The organism is Sediminibacterium sp. FW305-C-269, assembly GCF_058231045.1.
Genome location: NZ_JBIQXQ010000003.1, coordinates 622,435 through 639,733, shown reverse-complemented (window position 1 = coordinate 639,733; position 17,299 = coordinate 622,435). Strand labels below are relative to the sequence as shown.

The 17,299-nt window shown below is 48.7% G+C and carries 17 protein-coding genes; 13 read left to right on the top strand and 4 right to left on the bottom strand.

Going from position 1 to position 17,299, the window contains the following annotated elements; translation table 11 throughout:
- Positions 1-20: 20 nt before the first annotated feature.
- The 4 genes from gmhA (at position 21) to ACH3Y6_RS12720 (ending at position 2,861) form a co-directional block, all read left to right on the top strand.
- Positions 21-596, top strand: a complete 576-nt coding sequence (gene gmhA, locus ACH3Y6_RS12735) for a D-sedoheptulose 7-phosphate isomerase (RefSeq protein ID WP_490835997.1) — start codon at positions 21-23, stop codon at positions 594-596.
- Positions 596-1,294, top strand: coding sequence for a nucleotidyltransferase family protein (locus ACH3Y6_RS12730; protein ID WP_490835996.1), 699 nt, complete (start codon positions 596-598; stop codon positions 1,292-1,294). The genes gmhA and ACH3Y6_RS12730 overlap by 1 nt, the downstream gene beginning before the upstream one ends.
- A gap of 1 nt (position 1,295) precedes the next feature.
- A complete protein-coding gene (locus ACH3Y6_RS12725; protein ID WP_490835995.1) occupies positions 1,296-1,850 on the top strand; it encodes a D-glycero-alpha-D-manno-heptose-1,7-bisphosphate 7-phosphatase in 555 nt (184 codons plus the stop codon).
- 72 nt (positions 1,851-1,922) lie between these two features.
- Positions 1,923-2,861: a hypothetical protein gene (locus ACH3Y6_RS12720; RefSeq protein ID WP_490835994.1), complete on the top strand. Its 939-nt coding sequence runs from the start codon at positions 1,923-1,925 to the stop codon at positions 2,859-2,861.
- A gap of 101 nt (positions 2,862-2,962) precedes the next feature.
- Here the strand turns inward: ACH3Y6_RS12720 and lepA are convergent, their stop codons facing one another.
- Complete coding sequence (lepA, locus tag ACH3Y6_RS12715; protein ID WP_490835993.1) at positions 2,963-4,747, bottom strand: translation elongation factor 4; 1,785 nt, start codon at positions 4,745-4,747, stop codon at positions 2,963-2,965.
- A gap of 51 nt (positions 4,748-4,798) precedes the next feature.
- On the opposite strand from lepA, the gene ACH3Y6_RS12710 reads away from it, so the two are divergent.
- Positions 4,799-5,899, top strand: a complete 1,101-nt coding sequence (locus ACH3Y6_RS12710) for an L-threonylcarbamoyladenylate synthase (RefSeq protein WP_490835992.1) — start codon at positions 4,799-4,801, stop codon at positions 5,897-5,899.
- Positions 5,900-5,910: 11 nt separating this feature from the next.
- Here the strand turns inward: ACH3Y6_RS12710 and tpiA are convergent, their stop codons facing one another.
- Positions 5,911-6,675, bottom strand: coding sequence for a triose-phosphate isomerase (tpiA, locus tag ACH3Y6_RS12705; RefSeq protein WP_490835991.1), 765 nt, complete (start codon positions 6,673-6,675; stop codon positions 5,911-5,913).
- Between the two features lie 27 nt (positions 6,676-6,702).
- A complete protein-coding gene (locus ACH3Y6_RS12700; protein WP_490835990.1) occupies positions 6,703-7,923 on the bottom strand; it encodes a putative sugar nucleotidyl transferase in 1,221 nt (406 codons plus the stop codon).
- An 87-nt stretch (positions 7,924-8,010) separates the two neighbouring features.
- Here ACH3Y6_RS12700 and pruA point away from each other — a divergent pair, with 87 nt between their 5' ends.
- The 7 genes from pruA (at position 8,011) to ACH3Y6_RS12665 (ending at position 14,083) form a co-directional block, all read left to right on the top strand.
- A complete protein-coding gene (gene pruA, locus ACH3Y6_RS12695) occupies positions 8,011-9,642 on the top strand; it encodes an L-glutamate gamma-semialdehyde dehydrogenase (RefSeq protein ID WP_490835989.1) in 1,632 nt (543 codons plus the stop codon).
- A 144-nt stretch (positions 9,643-9,786) separates the two neighbouring features.
- Entirely contained in the window at positions 9,787-10,782 is a 996-nt protein-coding gene (gene pdhA / locus ACH3Y6_RS12690; protein ID WP_490835988.1) for a pyruvate dehydrogenase (acetyl-transferring) E1 component subunit alpha, read from the top strand.
- Positions 10,783-10,822: 40 nt separating this feature from the next.
- Positions 10,823-11,491: a tetratricopeptide repeat protein gene (locus tag ACH3Y6_RS12685; protein WP_490835987.1), complete on the top strand. Its 669-nt coding sequence runs from the start codon at positions 10,823-10,825 to the stop codon at positions 11,489-11,491.
- 9 nt (positions 11,492-11,500) lie between these two features.
- Positions 11,501-11,983: a 6,7-dimethyl-8-ribityllumazine synthase gene (gene ribH, locus ACH3Y6_RS12680; protein ID WP_490835986.1), complete on the top strand. Its 483-nt coding sequence runs from the start codon at positions 11,501-11,503 to the stop codon at positions 11,981-11,983.
- A 13-nt stretch (positions 11,984-11,996) separates the two neighbouring features.
- Complete coding sequence (locus ACH3Y6_RS12675) at positions 11,997-12,716, top strand: (Fe-S)-binding protein (RefSeq protein ID WP_490835985.1); 720 nt, start codon at positions 11,997-11,999, stop codon at positions 12,714-12,716.
- A 137-nt stretch (positions 12,717-12,853) separates the two neighbouring features.
- Entirely contained in the window at positions 12,854-13,264 is a 411-nt protein-coding gene (locus ACH3Y6_RS12670; RefSeq protein ID WP_490835984.1) for an EVE domain-containing protein, read from the top strand.
- Positions 13,265-13,363: 99 nt separating this feature from the next.
- Positions 13,364-14,083, top strand: coding sequence for an SIR2 family NAD-dependent protein deacylase (locus ACH3Y6_RS12665; protein ID WP_490835983.1), 720 nt, complete (start codon positions 13,364-13,366; stop codon positions 14,081-14,083).
- 584 nt (positions 14,084-14,667) lie between these two features.
- Here the strand turns inward: ACH3Y6_RS12665 and ACH3Y6_RS12660 are convergent.
- Complete coding sequence (locus ACH3Y6_RS12660; RefSeq protein WP_490835982.1) at positions 14,668-15,927, bottom strand: nucleoside recognition domain-containing protein; 1,260 nt, start codon at positions 15,925-15,927, stop codon at positions 14,668-14,670.
- Positions 15,928-16,186: 259 nt separating this feature from the next.
- Here ACH3Y6_RS12660 and ychF point away from each other — a divergent pair, with 259 nt between their 5' ends.
- The gene (gene ychF / locus ACH3Y6_RS12655) at positions 16,187-17,290 is read left to right on the top strand and encodes a redox-regulated ATPase YchF (RefSeq protein ID WP_490835981.1); all 1,104 of its coding nucleotides are present in this window, start codon (positions 16,187-16,189) and stop codon (positions 17,288-17,290) included.
- Positions 17,291-17,299 lie beyond the last annotated feature (9 nt).

Genomic DNA, 17,299 nt, shown 5'->3' with positions numbered 1-17,299 from the left:
GTCCGGCGAAATAACTGAGCATGAACCCGAAGATAGCAAGCATCATCAGTGCATCGATCGATGTAAAACAACAGATACTGGCAGATACCGCATTTCTGCAGACCATTGAGCAGGTAATTGAAGTGGTCACCAACGCTTTTCAGAACGGGAAAAAAGTGCTGTTCTGCGGTAATGGAGGCAGTGCTGCAGACGCACAACACCTGGCCGCTGAATTTTCGGGCAGGTTCTACAAAGACAGGAAAGCATTGCCTTCTGAAGCATTGCATTGCAACTCATCTTACCTGACGGCCGTGGCCAATGATTACAGTTACGATGTGATCTACTCGCGCCTGGTGGAAGGCATCTGCGAAGAAGGTGATGTACTGATCGGCTTAAGTACTTCTGGCAATTCTAAAAATATCCTGAATGCCTTTGAAGCGGCCAAAGCCAAAAAAGTGATCACCATCGGTTTTACCGGTGCCAGTGGCGGCAAGATGAAGGATGCCGGTGATTACCTGCTGAATGTGCCCTCTTCCGATACGCCCAGGATACAGGAAAGCCATATCATGGTAGGCCATATCATCTGCGAACTGGTGGAAGCTAAAATATTCGGCTGATGCAGGTGACCGAAGCAATTGTACTGGCAGGCGGTTTAGGCACCCGTTTACGGGAAGCCGTTCCGGAATTGCCCAAATGTATGGCACCGGTAAATGGCAAACCCTTTGTCGCCTATTTAATCCGTCACCTGTTGCAACAGGGTATCACGCATTTTATTTTTTCATTGGGCTATAAATCCGAAGCCTTTATCGGGTTCCTTTCCGAAGAACTGCCGGCAGGGTCTTATGATATTGTGGTGGAAGAAGAACCACTCGGAACAGGAGGCGCCATGCAATACGCAGCGCAGAAGGCCAAACAGGATGATCTTGTGGTGGTGAATGGCGACAGCCTCTTCCAGACAAATATTCCCGCACAGGCAGCTTTTCATTTTGCCCATAAAAGCTGTTGTACACTGGCACTGAAAGCCATGCAGAACGTAAGCAGGTACGGTTCGGTAGAACTGGCCGATAACGGAAGCATTGCCCGTTTCAGAGAAAAACAATTCTTCGAGAAAGGACTGATCAATGGTGGGGTATACCTGATCAACAAGCCCTGTTTGGTAAGCAAACAGCTGCCGCAGAAATTTTCCTTTGAAACAGATTTCCTGCAACGGTTCTATACAGATGGCAACATCTATGGCATAGAACAGGAAGGATATTTTATTGATATTGGCATACCCGAAGATTATCAACGGGCTCAAACCGAATTACTGTATTAAGATGCTGGACCTGACAAAGATCAACCAAGACTGGACCTTATTCCTTGACCGGGATGGCGTGATCAATCACGACAAGGACAATGACTATATCCGTAACTGGGAAGAATTCCGTTTTTACGATAGCACCCTGGAAGCACTGGCCATTCTCGCAAAAAAGTTTACACGTATCGTGATCGTTACCAACCAGAAAGGGGTTGGCAGAGGTCTAATGACCCTGGAAGACCTACATCGGATCCATAAGAATATGCTTGAAGCAGTTATCCAGCATGGCGGACGTATTGACAAGATATACTTCTGCTCCGACCTCGACAATGATTCCATCAACCGGAAACCCAATCCTGGCATGGCTTTTCAGGCCAAGACCGATTTCCCGGAAATAGATCTTACCCGGAGCCTCGTTGCAGGCAACCGTACCAGCGATATGGAATTCGGCCGCAATGCAGGCATGCACACGGTCTTTATCGCATCCACCCACCCGGAAACGCCGTTCCCTGATCCCAGGATCGATCTGCGTTTTGATGACCTGCTGGGTTTTGCCAAAGCAGTTCAGGGCTAAGAAAACCTTAAAATTCATTCGCCTGAATGCCAGAGTTGTCCGGCACTCGCAGATAGGATGTAATATTGGTGTATGAAGCAAGTATTGGTTTCCCTGTTATTTTCTTGTCTGGCCATAACAGCTAACGCACAACAGAAGTTACCTGCTTCTGTCCAGGCACTGATGCAACTGGAAGAGAATATGCGGAATTATGCCAATGATATCGTGAACGGAGAAGAAGTGGGCGACCGCACCACGGCCGACAGCATTTTTACCAGGGCCCTGGTACAGGCATTAAAGATCCCTTACTCGTTCTCCTACCCTTTCGACTCCCTGAAAACGATCTCGCATATCTATGCGCCTGACAGCAGTTTCCGCATATTCACCTGGCAGGTGATGAAGGATTTCTCCTATTACCGCCAGAAAGGGGCTATCCAGTTCCGCACAAAGGATGGTTCTTTGAAATTGATACCGCTGTACGACTATTCCCCTTTTACCGATAACCCGGTAGATTCTGTCCGCACCAACCAGCAGTGGATCGGTGCCGTGTACTATAACATCATCCAGAACAGTTATAACAACAAAACCTATTATACCCTGTTTGGTTACGATGAGAACGATGCCCGAAGTACCAAGAAATGGATGGAAGTATTGACTTTTGACGAGCAGAACCGTCCCCTCTTCGGTGGTCGGTATTTTACCTATGCCAATGACCCGCTAAAACCGGCCCAGCCTGCCTATCGTTTCTGCCTGGAATTCAAGAAACAGGCCAATGCGCGCTTGAATTACGACGAGGAACTGGGCATGATCACTTTCGCCCATCTCACCAGCGAAACGGGTGAACCCGAAAACCGGCACACACTGATCCCCATGGGTAGTTATGAAGGATTCAGGTGGGTCAATGGTAAGTGGGTGCACGTACCCGTTGTAAAGGAGGCCGATCCCAGGTCCAACATCAACCCACCACAGCCTGGCGCCGAGAGAGGCGGCAACAGCTTTCCGGATACGAGGAAGAAAAACGGGAAGGGATAGGGAAGTTAAAAAGGGTTAAAGTGGTTAAAAGGGTCGAGGCAGTAAAGCCACTTTAACCCTTTTAACCACTTTAACCCTTTTAACTATTTTAACCAACAGCCCTAATCCAGTTTCAACACCGCCAGGAAAGCTTCCTGCGGGATCTCTACGTTACCGATCTGGCGCATGCGTTTTTTACCTTCTTTCTGTTTCTCCAACAGTTTACGTTTACGGCTGATATCACCTCCGTAACATTTCGCTGTCACATCTTTACGCATGGCGCTGATGTTCTCACGGGCGATCACTTTGGCGCCGATGGCAGCCTGGATGGCGATCTGGAACTGTTGTTTCGGCAACAGCTCTTTCAGTTTTTCACAAAGTTTACGACCGAAATCCTGGGCACGGCTGCGGTGGATCAGAGCGCTCAAAGCATCCACTTTATCTCCGTTCAGCAAAATATCCATCTTCACGATATCCGCATCCCTTGAGCCGATCGGCGTATAATCGAACGAAGCGTATCCGCGGGTAGAACTTTTCAGTTTGTCATAGAAATCGAATACGATCTCTGTCAGCGGCATTTCGAAGATCAGCTCCACGCGGGTCGGGGTAAGATAACTCTGGTTGATGAGTATACCCCGTTTGCCCAAACAGAGGGTCATGATATTACCGATATATTCAGGCAGCGTGATGATCTGCGCTTTGATAAAAGGTTCTTCAATGCGGTCGATCTTAACGGGATCCGGCATCTCTACCGGGTTGTTCACGGTGATCTTTTCGCCACGGGTGGTGTAGGCATTGAAACTTACGTTCGGCACCGTGGTGATCACGGTCTGGTTGAACTCACGTTCCAGTCGCTCCTGGATGATCTCCATGTGCAGCAATCCAAGGAAACCGCAACGGAAACCGAAACCGAGGGCCTGTGAAGTTTCCAGTTCAAACGTAAGCGAGGCATCGTTGAGCTGGAGTTTATCCATACAATCGCGCAACTCCTCGAACTCATCCGTATTCACCGGGAAGATACCGGCAAATACCATGGGTTTCACTTCTTCAAAACCATGGATCATTTCGCCAGGGTTACCGGCCAGGGTGATGGTATCACCCACTTTCACTTCCTTGGCATTTTTGATACCGGTGATGATATATCCCACATCTCCCGCACGCACTTCCTCCTTGGGTGTCATATTCAGTTTCAGAACCCCCACTTCATCCGCATAATAATCCTGGCCGGAAGCCACGAACCGGATCTTATCCCCTTTCCGCAACACGCCGTTCATGATGCGGTAATAAACGATGATACCGCGGAAACTGTTGAACACGCTGTCGAAGATCAACGCCTGCAATGGCGCTTCCGGATCTCCCTCAGGGGCAGGTATGCGTTCAATGATGGCCTGCAGGATCTCTTCGATCCCGATGCCCGATTTACCACTGGCCAGCAGGATATCTTCCTGCTTACAACCGATCAGGTCAATGATCTGGTCGGTCACTTCCGGGATCTTGGCACCGTCCATGTCGATCTTATTGATCACAGGGATGATCTCCAGGTCATTATCGATGGCCAGGTACAGGTTACTGATGGTCTGGGCCTGAATACCCTGCGAAGCATCTACCAGCAGCAAAGCCCCCTCACAGGCCGCCAGGGCACGGCTGACCTCATAGCTGAAGTCCACGTGTCCGGGTGTATCAATCAGGTTCAATACGTATTGTTCTCCTTTGTAAGGATAGTTGATCTGTATGGCGTGGCTCTTGATGGTGATCCCCTTTTCACGTTCCAGGTCCATATCGTCCAGTACCTGGTCCATCATCTGCCGCTCGGTAATGGTCTGGGTATGCTCCAGCAACCTGTCGGCCAGGGTACTCTTACCATGGTCAATATGCGCGATGATGCAAAAATTCCTGATATGCTTCATAGTCTGCAAAGATAAGTGCGAAGCATGAAGTAAGCGGTATGATTTTCCACAGTGGCGCGTTTAGCTCCCGCTATCCTTCATTTCGGGAATTTCAATGAGGGTGCTACATTCGCACCATGGATGATCCTGTTCCGGAACCGGGCAAACCGGATACATCCAACCTTATTGACCATACAGCCTATTAGCCTGATGCAGACGACCATTGGACATGATATTGCAATAGCTGCCGACCATCTCCGTAAGGATGCATTGGTGGCCATACCCACAGAAACCGTGTACGGGCTGGCAGGCAATGCCTTGCATGAAGCAGCTGTGGTAGCCATTTATGAAGCCAAGAACCGGCCCAGGTTCAACCCCCTGATATTACATGTGGCGGATATCCCGGACATAGCAACCTATGCTTTTGTGGATCTGGTCAGCCGGCAACTCGCCCAGGCTTTTATGCCAGGCCCTTTCACCTTATTGCTTCGCAAAAAAGAGATCGTACCTGATCTGGTAACGGCAGGTAGTGACAAAGTAGCCATCCGGATCCCGGCACACGAAGTTACCAGGGCGCTGCTAAGGCTGGTTGGATTCCCGCTGGCGGCCCCCAGTGCCAATCCATTCGGGTATGTAAGTCCCACCACTGCTGCACATGTATTACAAGGACTGAATAGCAAGATCCCCTACATACTGGATGGAGGCCCCTGCCAGGTAGGGGTAGAATCGAGTATTGCAGAAGTCAGTGGCGACAAAGTGATCCTGCACAGGACCGGAGGTATTTCGGCAGAAATGATCACCGCTGCGACAGGGCTTCCTGTGATTACCGGCGTTCACACAGCGGCACCCGCCACACCCGGACAATTAAAAAGTCATTACGCCACCCGAATCCCTTTATACAAGGGAGATGTACCTGCCCTGATGAAGCAGTTTCAGGATAAAAGAATGGCTGTGATCAGTTTTACAAAATCCTACCCGGTAACTACCGGTTCCCATCTTTTTGTACTTTCTCCTACGGGTAATATCAGTGAGGCCGCACAAAAACTATTCGCCACCATGCGTCAGATCGACGAAATGGATGTAGACCTGATACTGGCGGAAGACTTCCCTGATAGCGGTATCGGACTTGCCATCAACGACAGATTGAACCGCGCACAGGCCATGTACAAATGACCGGGAACTTACTATTTTTTCAGTGCGTTGATGATGGCCACGAACTCATCGGCAACCAGAGAGGCGCCGCCTACCAGTCCGCCGTCTACATCGGGCTGACCGAAAATATCCACTGCATTGGCAGCTTTTACGCTACCTCCATATAAAATAGAAATAGAATCAGCTACTGTAGTGCCATATTTACCAGCCAGTTGCGACCGGATAAAAGCATGCATCTCCTGCGCCTGTGCGCTGGTGGCAGTTTTACCGGTTCCGATGGCCCAGATGGGTTCATAGGCGATCACTACCTGTTGCAGCTGTTCTGCAGAAAGATGGTACAGGGATTCTTCGAGTTGTTTGGCCACAAATTCGTTCTGTGTATTGGCTTCGCGGATGGACAGTGGCTCACCACAGCAGAAGATGGGACGTATCTTGTATTCAAGACAGATATTCACTTTCTCGGCCAGGAACTGGTTGCTCTCACTAAAATATTCGCGACGTTCAGAATGCCCCAGTACCACATATTGGATACCCAGCGACTGTAACATTTCTACAGAAGTCTCACCGGTATAGGCACCGTTTTTCTTACTGTAACAGTTCTGCGCAGCCACGAACACATGCTGCTTACCTGCCAGTTTCTGTTGTGCCATGGCCAGGTATGGAAAAGGAACGGCAAATACTGCCTGCTGGTTGGCGTTCAGGGAATGCGGCTGTGCGATGATAGCGTCTAACAAAGCTTCTCCCTGCTGCAGGGTCAGGTTCATTTTCCAGTTGGCTGCTGCGATCTGTGTTCTCATGCTTGAAAAAAATTGGTCGTTTGTTGGTTAATAATGCGCAAAGATATGCTGTAGCACAGCAATTTCCGAATCGCTCAGTTGCCGGCCCTTCAGCCGTTTCCAGTTATCAATGGCTTCCAGCGCTTTCTTGGGTTCATAACGGGTGCCGCCTGTACCCCAGGCAAAATTGGGGATGATGGTAGGTAATAGTCCCGCCCCGAATACATTACAGCTCACCCCGATCATGGAACCGGTATTGATGGCAGCATTGATTGCCACGCGTGAGTAATCGCCCATGATAACCCCGCATTTTTGTCCAACACCTACATACTTTTCCGCACCCATATCCCAAAGCTTCACCTCTCCTGCTGTATTCTTGATATTGCTGTTGGTACTGCCTGCACCAAAATTGCACCATTCCCCCACCACGGAATCGCCCAGATACCCATCATGGGCTTTGTTGCTATACCCCATCATCACCGTATTCTTGATCTCCCCTCCTCCCATACAGAAGGGTCCGAGCGTTGTGGCTCCATATACACGGCTGTTCATCTTCAATACAGCGCTCTGTCCCAGCACAAAAGGTCCCCGGACCACAGAGCCTTCCATGATCTCTGCATCTCTGCCAATGTATATGGGGCCTGTAGCGGCATTCAGGATACAGTATGACAACCTAGCACCTTCTTCTATGAAAATATTTTCAGGCTGTATCATCTGTACAGTTGCCGGTATGGGTTGTGACTGTCTGTCTTTGATCAGCAGGGTTATATCTTCCCGTATCATGCGGTCGTTCCACTGCATCAGTTGCCAGGGATGTTCCAGGCGTTCTGCCGTTGCGTGATCAGCGATATTCTCAAAAGCAGCAAGCAGGTTGTTATCTGATATTTTCAGTAACTGATCTGTTCTCCCCGCGATCAATCCCCTTTCATCCGCCAGACAGCAGCCGGGCGTAAGGGACAACACCGCATCCAGCAAAGACCGGATGGGCATGACAGACGCATCCACCCATGTATGGTCGCCAGCAGGTATGTCCGGATACAACACCTGCAGGTAGGGAACCGTTGCCACATATACAGTTTGACCGGAAAGTTGCTCCCATCGTTCTTTGATGGTAAAAACTCCGAAACGCAGATCAGGCAATGCCCTGGTTAAGGTGAAGGGAAACAATCCCTTGCGGTTATGGTTATCGAACAGTATGATGGCCATCTTGCAAAGTAACTGAAAATGTTTTGTTGCAGGTGTGGCAGATGCTGTGCCTGAAGTGGTCATTCATACCACTTTTCAACAGGCCCCGGACCGCAGTAACCTACCAAAAACTTCTTACCTTGCGCACTCAAACTGATAAAATCATACTGTATGAGTCTTGGATACTTTTCATACCCGTTACCGGCCAATGAACCCGTTCTGCAATATGCACCCGGAAGTCCAGAAAGAGCGGCCTTAAAGAAAACACTGGCCGAACTGAAAAAGAAAGAGATCGATATCCCGATGTACATCGGCGGCAAAGCCGTGAAAACCGGGAAAAAAGTGGCGATACATCCCCCGCATGAGACCAGTTTCACACTGGGACATTTTCATGCAGGTGAGGAAAAACATGTACACCAGGCCATTGATGCTGCATTAAAAGCCAAAGAAGCCTGGGCAGCCATGAGCTGGGAGAACCGTGCGCATATCTTCCTGAAAGCTGCCGACCTGCTGGCCACCAAGTACCGTTTTCATATGAACGGTACCACCATGCTGGGACAGAGCAAAAATGCTTTCCAGGCCGAGATCGACAGTGCCTGTGAACTGATCGACTTCCTGCGCTTCAACGTTCACTTCCTGAGTGAGATCTACAAGCAGCAACCCGTATCCTCACCAGGCATGCACAACCGCATGGAATGGCGTCCGCTGGAAGGGTTTGTGCTGGCCATTACCCCATTCAACTTTACCGCTATCGGTGGTAACCTGCCCACATCTGCTGCCATGTGCGGCAATACCGTGGTATGGAAACCCGCCAATACGCAGATCTATTCTGCGCAGATGTTCATGCGTATTCTGAAAGAAGCCGGTTTGCCGGATGGTGTGATCAACCTGATCTATGTGGATGGCCCAACCCTGGGTAAAGTATGTTTTGCGCACCGTGAATTTGCGGGCGTGCATTTTACGGGTTCAACCGGTGTGTTCAACAATATGTGGAAAGTGATCGGCGAGAACGTGGCCAAATACCGCTCTTATCCCCGCATAGTGGGAGAAACCGGTGGTAAGGATTTTGTGATCGCACACAAGAGTGCCCAGGTGGATGCAGTGGTTACTGCGTTGGCCAGGGGGGCTTTTGAGTTCCAGGGACAAAAATGCTCAGCCGCATCAAGGGCCTATATACCCAGCAACCTGGCGGAAGAAGTGAAAACCAAGCTGGTAGCCGCCATCAAATCGATGAAAATGGGTACCGTCGAAGATTTCAGCAATTTCATCAACGCCGTGATCGATGAAAAAGCCTTTAACAGCATCACGAAATACATCGACAATGCCAAAAAGGACAAAAAAGCTAAAATTTTAGTTGGCGGCACCTACAGCAAGGCCAAAGGCTATTTCATAGAGCCGACCGTGATCGAAGCCAAGGATCCGAAATATGTGACCATGTGCGAAGAAATCTTCGGGCCGGTGCTCACCCTGTATGTGTACGATGCGGATAAGTTTGAAGAGACCCTGACACTGTTGGACAATACCTCCTCTTATGCCCTTACCGGCGCCATACTGGCCCAGGACAGGGCCGCGGTAGAACTGGCCACAAACAGGCTCAGGAATGCAGCAGGAAACTTTTATATCAACGATAAACCTACCGGGGCTGTGGTAGGCCAGCAACCGTTTGGGGGCGCCAGGGCATCGGGCACCAACGATAAGGCAGGCAGTATGCTGAACCTGTACCGCTGGTTAAGCGCCCGGACCATCAAGGAAACCTATAATCCGCCGGTAGATTATAAATACCCCTTCTTACAGGAAGCCTAAAAATGATACTACCGACCTGCCCTTGGTTCAGGTAAAAATCAGAGAATGTCGAAGGATAAGTGGTATTATACTTACCCCTTCGACATTCCTTGTTCAATATTCATCATTCTATCCCTATATTTGCCCCTCTAAAATTCAGCTTACGTGGCAACCAAATTCTCAAAAGAAACCTATCTGTATTGGTATGAACTGATGCAATTGATCCGTCAGTTCGAGTTAAAGGCCGAAGAAATGTATAAAATGGCCGGTAAGATCCGTGGATTCTTCCATGCTTATGTGGGCCAGGAAGCCATTGCTGCCGGTTGTATGACCGCCACCGGGGCCGATGACCCGTTCATTACGGCCTATCGCGACCACGGTCTGGGTTTGGCAAAGGGTATGTCGGCCAACGCCTGTATGGCAGAACTGTACGGTAAAGCAACCGGTTGTTCAAAAGGAAAAGGAGGCAGTATGCACTTCTTCAGTGCAGAACACCGTTTTTTCGGAGGCCATGGTATTGTGGGCGCCCAGATCGGTACAGGTGCCGGACTGGCTTTTGCTGAAAAATACAAAGGCACACAGAACGTGGTACTTTGCTTTTTCGGAGACGGAGCCGCACGTCAGGGTATCCTGCACGAAACATTCAACCTGGCCATGTTGTGGAAACTGCCGGTGATCTTTATTTGCGAGAACAATAACTACGCAATGGGTACTTCTGTGGAACGTACCAGTAACGTGGTGGACATTTATAAACTGGCCGATGCCTACGATATGCCGGCAGACATGGTGGATGGTATGACACCTGAGACCGTGCACGAAAGCGTATCACGCGCGGTTAAAAGGGCCCGTTCCGGCGATGGTCCTACCCTGCTGGAATTGAAGACCTACCGTTACAAAGGACATTCCATCTCAGACCCACAGAAATACCGCTCCAAGGAAGAAGTGGATGAGTATAAGGACCAGGATCCGATCAGCAAAGTGCGCAGCACCATCTTATCGAACCAATTCGCATCTGAGGCCGATCTGAAAGCCATTGATGACCGTATCGGACTGGTAGTGGATGAGAGCGTTCGTTTTGCGGAAGAAAGCCCCTGGCCGGACGACAGCGAACTGCTGAAAGACGTTTACCTGGATACAGAATACGTTTTTGAACAGGACTGATCACCTAACCCATTTTCAACTACAAATCTAAAAATACAGTATGACTGAGAAGCACGAAGAAACGAACCAGGCCCTGGTAAAAGCGCAGGGATTCTGGCAGAAATTTCAAAAACCGGTTCTGATCGTAGTGACCGCTATTGTGGTCGTATTAGGAGGCTGGTTCGGATACAATGAATACATTCTGAAACCCAAAGAAGAAAAAGCAGCTGATGCCCTGTTCAAAGCGCAGGAATATTTTGCCATGGACTCTTCCAAGCTGGTGCTGGAAGGCGATGGCCGGAGCAAGGGCGTATTGTATGTACTGAAAAACTATAGCGGAACCAAAGCAGCTAACCTGTGTAATTACTATGCCGGTGTGAGTTACCTGAAACTGGGCGATTTCAACAACGCCGTTAAATACCTGAAGGATTTTACAACCAATGCCAAACAGGTGCAACTGATGGCCTATGGTTGCCTGGGAGATGCTTATGCCGAACTGAACAAAAAAGAGGAAGCTGTAGAAAGTTATAAAAAAGCGGCCCATACTTTTGAAAAGGATGAGAGCAATTCTGCCGAATATCTTTTCCGTGCGGCCCTTTTACAGGAAACCACCGGTAAAACCAAAGAAGCACTGGATCTGTATAAAGAACTGAAAGAAAAATTCCCCAGAACAGAAAAAGGATTCCAGGCAGATAAATACATCTATCGTTTGAGTATCGAAAAAAACTAGGCCCATAACATGGCTACCAAAGGCAATACAAACGTAAACAAAGGCATCCCGGCAATCAAGGATGCCTTTGTTGTAATCGTGAAGACCGAGTGGAACGCGCATATCATCAATAAACTGGAAGCAGGCGTAAAAAAAGTACTGAAAGCACATAATGTCGTCTGTAAAACACTCACCGTTCCAGGTGCATTCGAGCTGCCATTTGCAGTGAAGAATCATTACACCTATGCAGACAAGCTACCCGATGCATACATTACCCTGGGTACAGTGATCCGCGGCGACACACCACATTTCGATTATGTGTGCAAAGCAGTCACCGATGGTGTAGTGCAACTCAACCTTTCGCTGGATAGTCCCGTTATCTTTGGTGTGCTCACCGTTGACAACGAACAGCAGGCCATTGAACGCATTGGCGGCAAACACGGACACAAAGGTGAGGAAGCAGCTATTACTGCCATAAAAATGATAGCTTTAAACAGGAAACTCAAACAGTAATTTTCTTCCACACATGAACGTTCAGTTATTCATCCCCTGTTTCATTGACCAGTTGTATCCTTCTGTGGCATTCAATATGGTAAAAGTGCTGGAGAAAGCAGGATGTACCGTATCGTACAACACCGGCCAGACCTGTTGCGGCCAACCTGCCTATAACGCCGGATTCTGGGGCGAAGCAAAAGAAGTATGCAGTAAATTCCTCAGTGATTTTTCCGGGTCCGATTATATTGTTGCCCCCAGCGCCAGTTGTGTCGGTTTTGTACGTAACTACTACATCGGACTATTCGAGAATGCCCCCGAAAGCGCCCTCGCCAAAAAGACAGCAGAAAGGATCTTCGAGTTTTCTGAATTCCTGATACATATTCTGAAGGTCGATGACCTGGGTGCCAGTTTCCCCGCAAAAGTGACCTACCACGACAGCTGCGCCGGCCTCCGCGAATGCAAGATCAAAAACGAACCACGGCAATTGCTGAGTAAGGTAAAGGGATTGGAACTGATAGAGATGAATGATGTGGAAACCTGTTGCGGTTTTGGCGGAACCTTCGCTGTGAAATTCGAGCCCATCAGTATTGCCATGGGCGACCAGAAAGTGACCAATGCCGCCGCTACCGGTGCCGAATACATCGTGAGTACGGATATGAGCTGCCTGATGCATATCGACGGATGTAATAAACACAAGAATACCGGCCTACAGGTAATGCACCTGGCCGATGTGCTGGCAAGTGGATGGTGATGGCTGTCGTTAGCAATTAGTAATTAGTAGTTGATAATTACTAATTGTTTGAAGCGTTGATCCCTGCCTCCTGTCGAAAAGCAGCCCTATGATCCCCCTCTAATTTCTAATTACAAATTATTAATTACTAAATTATTATGAACTATTGGCTCATTAAATCAGAACCGTTCAAGTACAGCTGGGAGCAATTTGAAAAAGACGGACAGACCTTCTGGGACGGCGTACGCAACTACGCGGCACGCAACAACCTGCGATCGATGAAAAAAGGCGACCTCGCTTTCTGGTACCACAGCAATGAAGGAATGGAGATCGTAGGTATAGCCAAAGTGGTGAAAGAAGCCTACCAGGATCCCACTACCGACGATGAGGCCTGGGTGGTGGTGGATTTTAAACCCTATAAAAAATTACAAAAACCCGTTGGACTGGCACAGATCAAAGCAGATAAAAGGCTGGCTAATATGGACCTGGTAAGACTGGGCAGGCTATCGGTAGGTGCCGTTCGGGAAGAAGAATGGAAGATCATTATGGAAATGGCGGGCACCAAATGACTTATATCGAACGAATGCAATTCCAAAACTGCTGGACACCCTAGGTTGCCCGGCAGTTTTCTTTAGCTGACAACCTGCAGCTATTTGTAATTTTGGCAAATGGAAAAAAAGAAACTGGTGGTACTTACCGGCGCAGGCATCAGTGCTGAAAGCGGCCTACGCACTTTCAGAGACAGTGATGGTCTTTGGGAAGGGTACGATGTGTATGAAGTGGCTTCTCCGCGTGGCTGGGCCAAAGATCCGCAGCTGGTACTGGATTTCTATAACATGCGGAGAAAAGATGTGGCCGGGGCATTACCCAATGCAGCACATACCGGATTGGCAGCGCTGGAAGAACAGTTTGATGTGACCATCATTACCCAGAACATCGATAACCTGCATGAAAAGGCGGGCAGTACAAAAGTGGTACACCTGCACGGAGAGATCTTTAAAATGCGGAGCTGCCTGGTATCGGGTCATGATCTGCAGCTTGGATACGATTCGGAAGTGTACGAGATCAGGGGCGATATCCGCTTGGGAGACCTTGCGCCGGATGGCGGGCAGTTAAGACCACATATCGTCTGGTTTGAAGAGCCGGTGCCCATGATTGAACTGGCTGCGGATATCAGTTCAATGGCGGATATTTTTGTGGTGATTGGCACATCCCTGGCTGTGTACCCGGCCGCAGGATTACTGCGCTATGCACCGGCATCCATACCCAAATTCATCGTAGACAAATCGATCCCGCAAACAGGATCAATTGCACATCTTACAGCCATTGAAGCGCCAGCAACCGTGGGTGTACAACTGCTTACAGAGCGGCTGCTGAAGATGGTATAACCCTGTATAGAATTGCTACGCTATTATCCGGTTTCGGCCAACAGGGGAACAGGTGTTTCTGTAAGCTCCCCAAAAATCCGCTACACTTAAAAGTATAAAATTCTTCTTTTTTTTCAGTTTTTATAGGATTTGGATTTTAATATATTCAGCTGGTGGTACATAACCGAGCGATGCGTGTGGCCTTGAGCAGTTGTAATCCATTCACCATTCTTCCGCTTTAAGCCTAACCTCTGATAAATGATTGGAACACATAAGCATTTAGCAGTTCGCGCCGGATAACAACTCTCATAAACAGGGCCATGATGGTTATATTAATCCCGTTTTGTGCGCTGTATTCTCACTCCTTGTATGGTATTTATATAAGTGTTTTTAGTTAACGATGTATATTACCCATAGTTACCCCACAATAAACCCACAGTTTAGCACAAAAATGTGCTGAAATGTGGGCTTACTGTGAGGTTAATGTGGACTTACTCAAACCTGAAGACGAGTGAAGTATTGATTTACTACAAATTATGGTATAATCACCTGTAGCTGTCTTGTATTTGCGAACCGACTACCCAATCCGCCCCATCCCCCCGTTATTATGCAAAGAAGATATACGCGATCATGATGGCTGAAATAACCCCTAACAGGTCTGCCAGCATACCCGCCCAGATGGCATAGCGCACTTTTTTAATACCCACACTACCAAAATACAGGGCAATGATGTAAAAAGTAGTATCAGCACTGCCCTGGAAAGTAGATGCCAGCTGACCGATAAAACTATCGGCCCCATGCACTTTGAAAATATCGAGCATCAGACCTCTTGCTCCGCCCCCGCTGAATGGACGCATGATAGCCACGGGTAACGCTGGCACAAAATCACTGGTGATACCCACCTGTATAAAACACCAGCTGATACCATTGATGATCGCATCCAGCGCACCGCTGTCACGGAACACACGGATGGCCACCAGTAAACCCACCAGGTAAGGGATCACTTTGATGATCACATCCCATCCCTGTTTGGCACCATCGATGAATGCATCGAACACATTGATCTTACGTACAAAACCTCCGATAATGAATGCGGAAATGATAAAGAACAGGATACAGTTACCCAGTACATTACTGAAGGTCTCTTTGGTAAACAGGCTTGGCTCCGGAACGTTCTTCTGCGAAGGCAGGCTGTTGATGAACATCGCAAATAACCCGATACTCACAATGATCCCGCCGAGCCATAATACCAGCACTTTATCAAACCGAAGACGCTGATAAATGCCCGTAATGATGATACTTGCCACCGTTGCCACCGTGGTAGCCAGCATCAGCGGCACAAATACACTGGTAGGATTGGTACTGCCACCACTGGCCCGATAGGCAATGATCGACAAAGGTATCAGGGTGAGTCCGCTGGTATGCAGTACCAGGAACATGATCTGCGAGTTACTGGCCGTTTCTTTATTGGGATTCAATGTCTGCAGGCTCTCCATGGCTTTCAGGCCAAAAGGTGTGGCCGCATTGTCCAGGCCGAGCATATTGGCACTGAAATTCATCACCATCTCTCCCATGGCCGGGTGTTTGTCGGGCACTTCGGGGAACAGGCGTTTCATAAAAGGATTCAGGATACGGGCCAGGAAATTGACCGCTCCGGCTTTCTCCCCTATGTTCATCAATCCCATAAAAAAGATCATAGCCCCGGCCAGCGGAAGACCGATATCCATGACAGAAGATTTGGACGAATCGAATATGCCTTCAACCAGTTTCTTAAATATCTCATAGTCATGAAAAACGATCAGACGGAACAGGGCGATCACCAGGCCAACCACGAAAAATACGATCCAGACATAATTCAGCGCCATAGGGGTAGTTTGTGAAGTGAAAATAACGAATTCAGCAGGTAAAACGGATTTTTTGAATAGGGAAACTACAGGAATCACCAGTCAGCAATCCGCCTGGAAAAACATGCCTGCCAGTTCCAGGCATGGCCAGCCAGTCTTGCTGGCAGCCGGCATAAATAGTCTGCGTTTTACCCCTAAATCAGGCTATATTTGCGGCTCTAAAATCAGGGGTAAACTGGGTAACAGTACACACCTGTCATCTAACTTATAACACTGAATTATGGCTTTACAAGCAGGCATCGTGGGATTACCGAACGTGGGTAAATCAACCTTATTTAATGCGGTCAGCAACAGCGCCAAAGCGCAGGCAAGCAATTACCGTTTCTGTACCATTGAACCCAATGTTGGATTGGTGGATGTGCCCGATGCCAGACTGAACAAGCTGGCCGAACTGGTGCAGCCCGACCGTATCGTACCCACACAGATGGAGATCGTAGACATTGCCGGTCTGGTAAAAGGTGCCAGTAAAGGCGAAGGACTGGGAAACAAATTCCTGGGCAATATCCGTGAAGTGGATGCTATCATCCATGTGATCCGTTGTTTTGAAGACGAGAACGTATTACGCGAAGAAGGCGCCATCAACCCGATCAGCGATAAAGAGATCATCGAGACCGAACTGCAGCTGAAAGACATGGAAAGTGTGGAGAAAAAGATGCAGCGCGTAGAAAAAATGGCCCGCGTGGGTAGCGATACCAAAGCCAAAGCTGAATTTGAGATACTGACCCGTTGCAAGGAGCACCTGGACAAAGGAAAGAACATACACACACTCGGCCTGAGCAAGGAAGAGAAAGTTGCAGTAGCAGACCTGTTCCTGCTGACAGACAAACCCGTGCTGTACGTAGCCAATGTAGACGAAGCCAGCATGCACACCGGCAACAAATATTCAGAAGCCCTTGCTGCAGCTGCGAAAGCCGAAGGCGCTGAAGTCATCGTGATGTGCAACAATATTGAAGCACAGATCGCTGAAATGGATGCCGAGGAAGACAAGCAGATGTTCATGGAAGAATACAAGATGACCGAACCTGCCCTGAATCGCCTGATTCATTCTGCCTATAAATTATTGAATCTGGATACCTATTTCACCGCTGGCGTGCAGGAAGTGCGTGCCTGGACCATCCACAAGGGCTGGAAAGCCCCACAGGCTGCCAGTGTGATTCATACCGATTTTGAAAAAGGATTCATCAAAGCGGAAGTGATCGCTTATGAAGATTTTGTGAAATACGGTAGCGAAGCCGCCTGTCGCGAGAACGGCCGTTTGCGCATTGAGGGAAAAGAATATGTGGTTCAGGACGGAGATGTGATGCACTTCCGTTTTAACGTATAACACAGGATC

Coding starts and splice junctions, on each gene's coding strand:
- gmhA (WP_490835997.1), top strand. CDS start 21: ATGAACCCGAAGATAGCAAGCATCATCAGTGCATCGATCGATGTAAAA.
- ACH3Y6_RS12730 (WP_490835996.1), top strand. CDS start 596: ATGCAGGTGACCGAAGCAATTGTACTGGCAGGCGGTTTAGGCACCCGT.
- ACH3Y6_RS12725 (WP_490835995.1), top strand. CDS start 1,296: ATGCTGGACCTGACAAAGATCAACCAAGACTGGACCTTATTCCTTGAC.
- ACH3Y6_RS12720 (WP_490835994.1), top strand. CDS start 1,923: ATGAAGCAAGTATTGGTTTCCCTGTTATTTTCTTGTCTGGCCATAACA.
- lepA (WP_490835993.1), bottom strand. CDS start 4,747: ATGAAGCATATCAGGAATTTTTGCATCATCGCGCATATTGACCATGGT.
- tpiA (WP_490835991.1), bottom strand. CDS start 6,675: ATGAGAACACAGATCGCAGCAGCCAACTGGAAAATGAACCTGACCCTG.
- ACH3Y6_RS12700 (WP_490835990.1), bottom strand. CDS start 7,923: ATGACCACTTCAGGCACAGCATCTGCCACACCTGCAACAAAACATTTT.
- pruA (WP_490835989.1), top strand. CDS start 8,011: ATGAGTCTTGGATACTTTTCATACCCGTTACCGGCCAATGAACCCGTT.
- ACH3Y6_RS12685 (WP_490835987.1), top strand. CDS start 10,823: ATGACTGAGAAGCACGAAGAAACGAACCAGGCCCTGGTAAAAGCGCAG.
- ribH (WP_490835986.1), top strand. CDS start 11,501: ATGGCTACCAAAGGCAATACAAACGTAAACAAAGGCATCCCGGCAATC.
- ACH3Y6_RS12675 (WP_490835985.1), top strand. CDS start 11,997: ATGAACGTTCAGTTATTCATCCCCTGTTTCATTGACCAGTTGTATCCT.
- ACH3Y6_RS12670 (WP_490835984.1), top strand. CDS start 12,854: ATGAACTATTGGCTCATTAAATCAGAACCGTTCAAGTACAGCTGGGAG.
- ACH3Y6_RS12665 (WP_490835983.1), top strand. CDS start 13,364: ATGGAAAAAAAGAAACTGGTGGTACTTACCGGCGCAGGCATCAGTGCT.
- ACH3Y6_RS12660 (WP_490835982.1), bottom strand. CDS start 15,927: ATGGCGCTGAATTATGTCTGGATCGTATTTTTCGTGGTTGGCCTGGTG.
- ychF (WP_490835981.1), top strand. CDS start 16,187: ATGGCTTTACAAGCAGGCATCGTGGGATTACCGAACGTGGGTAAATCA.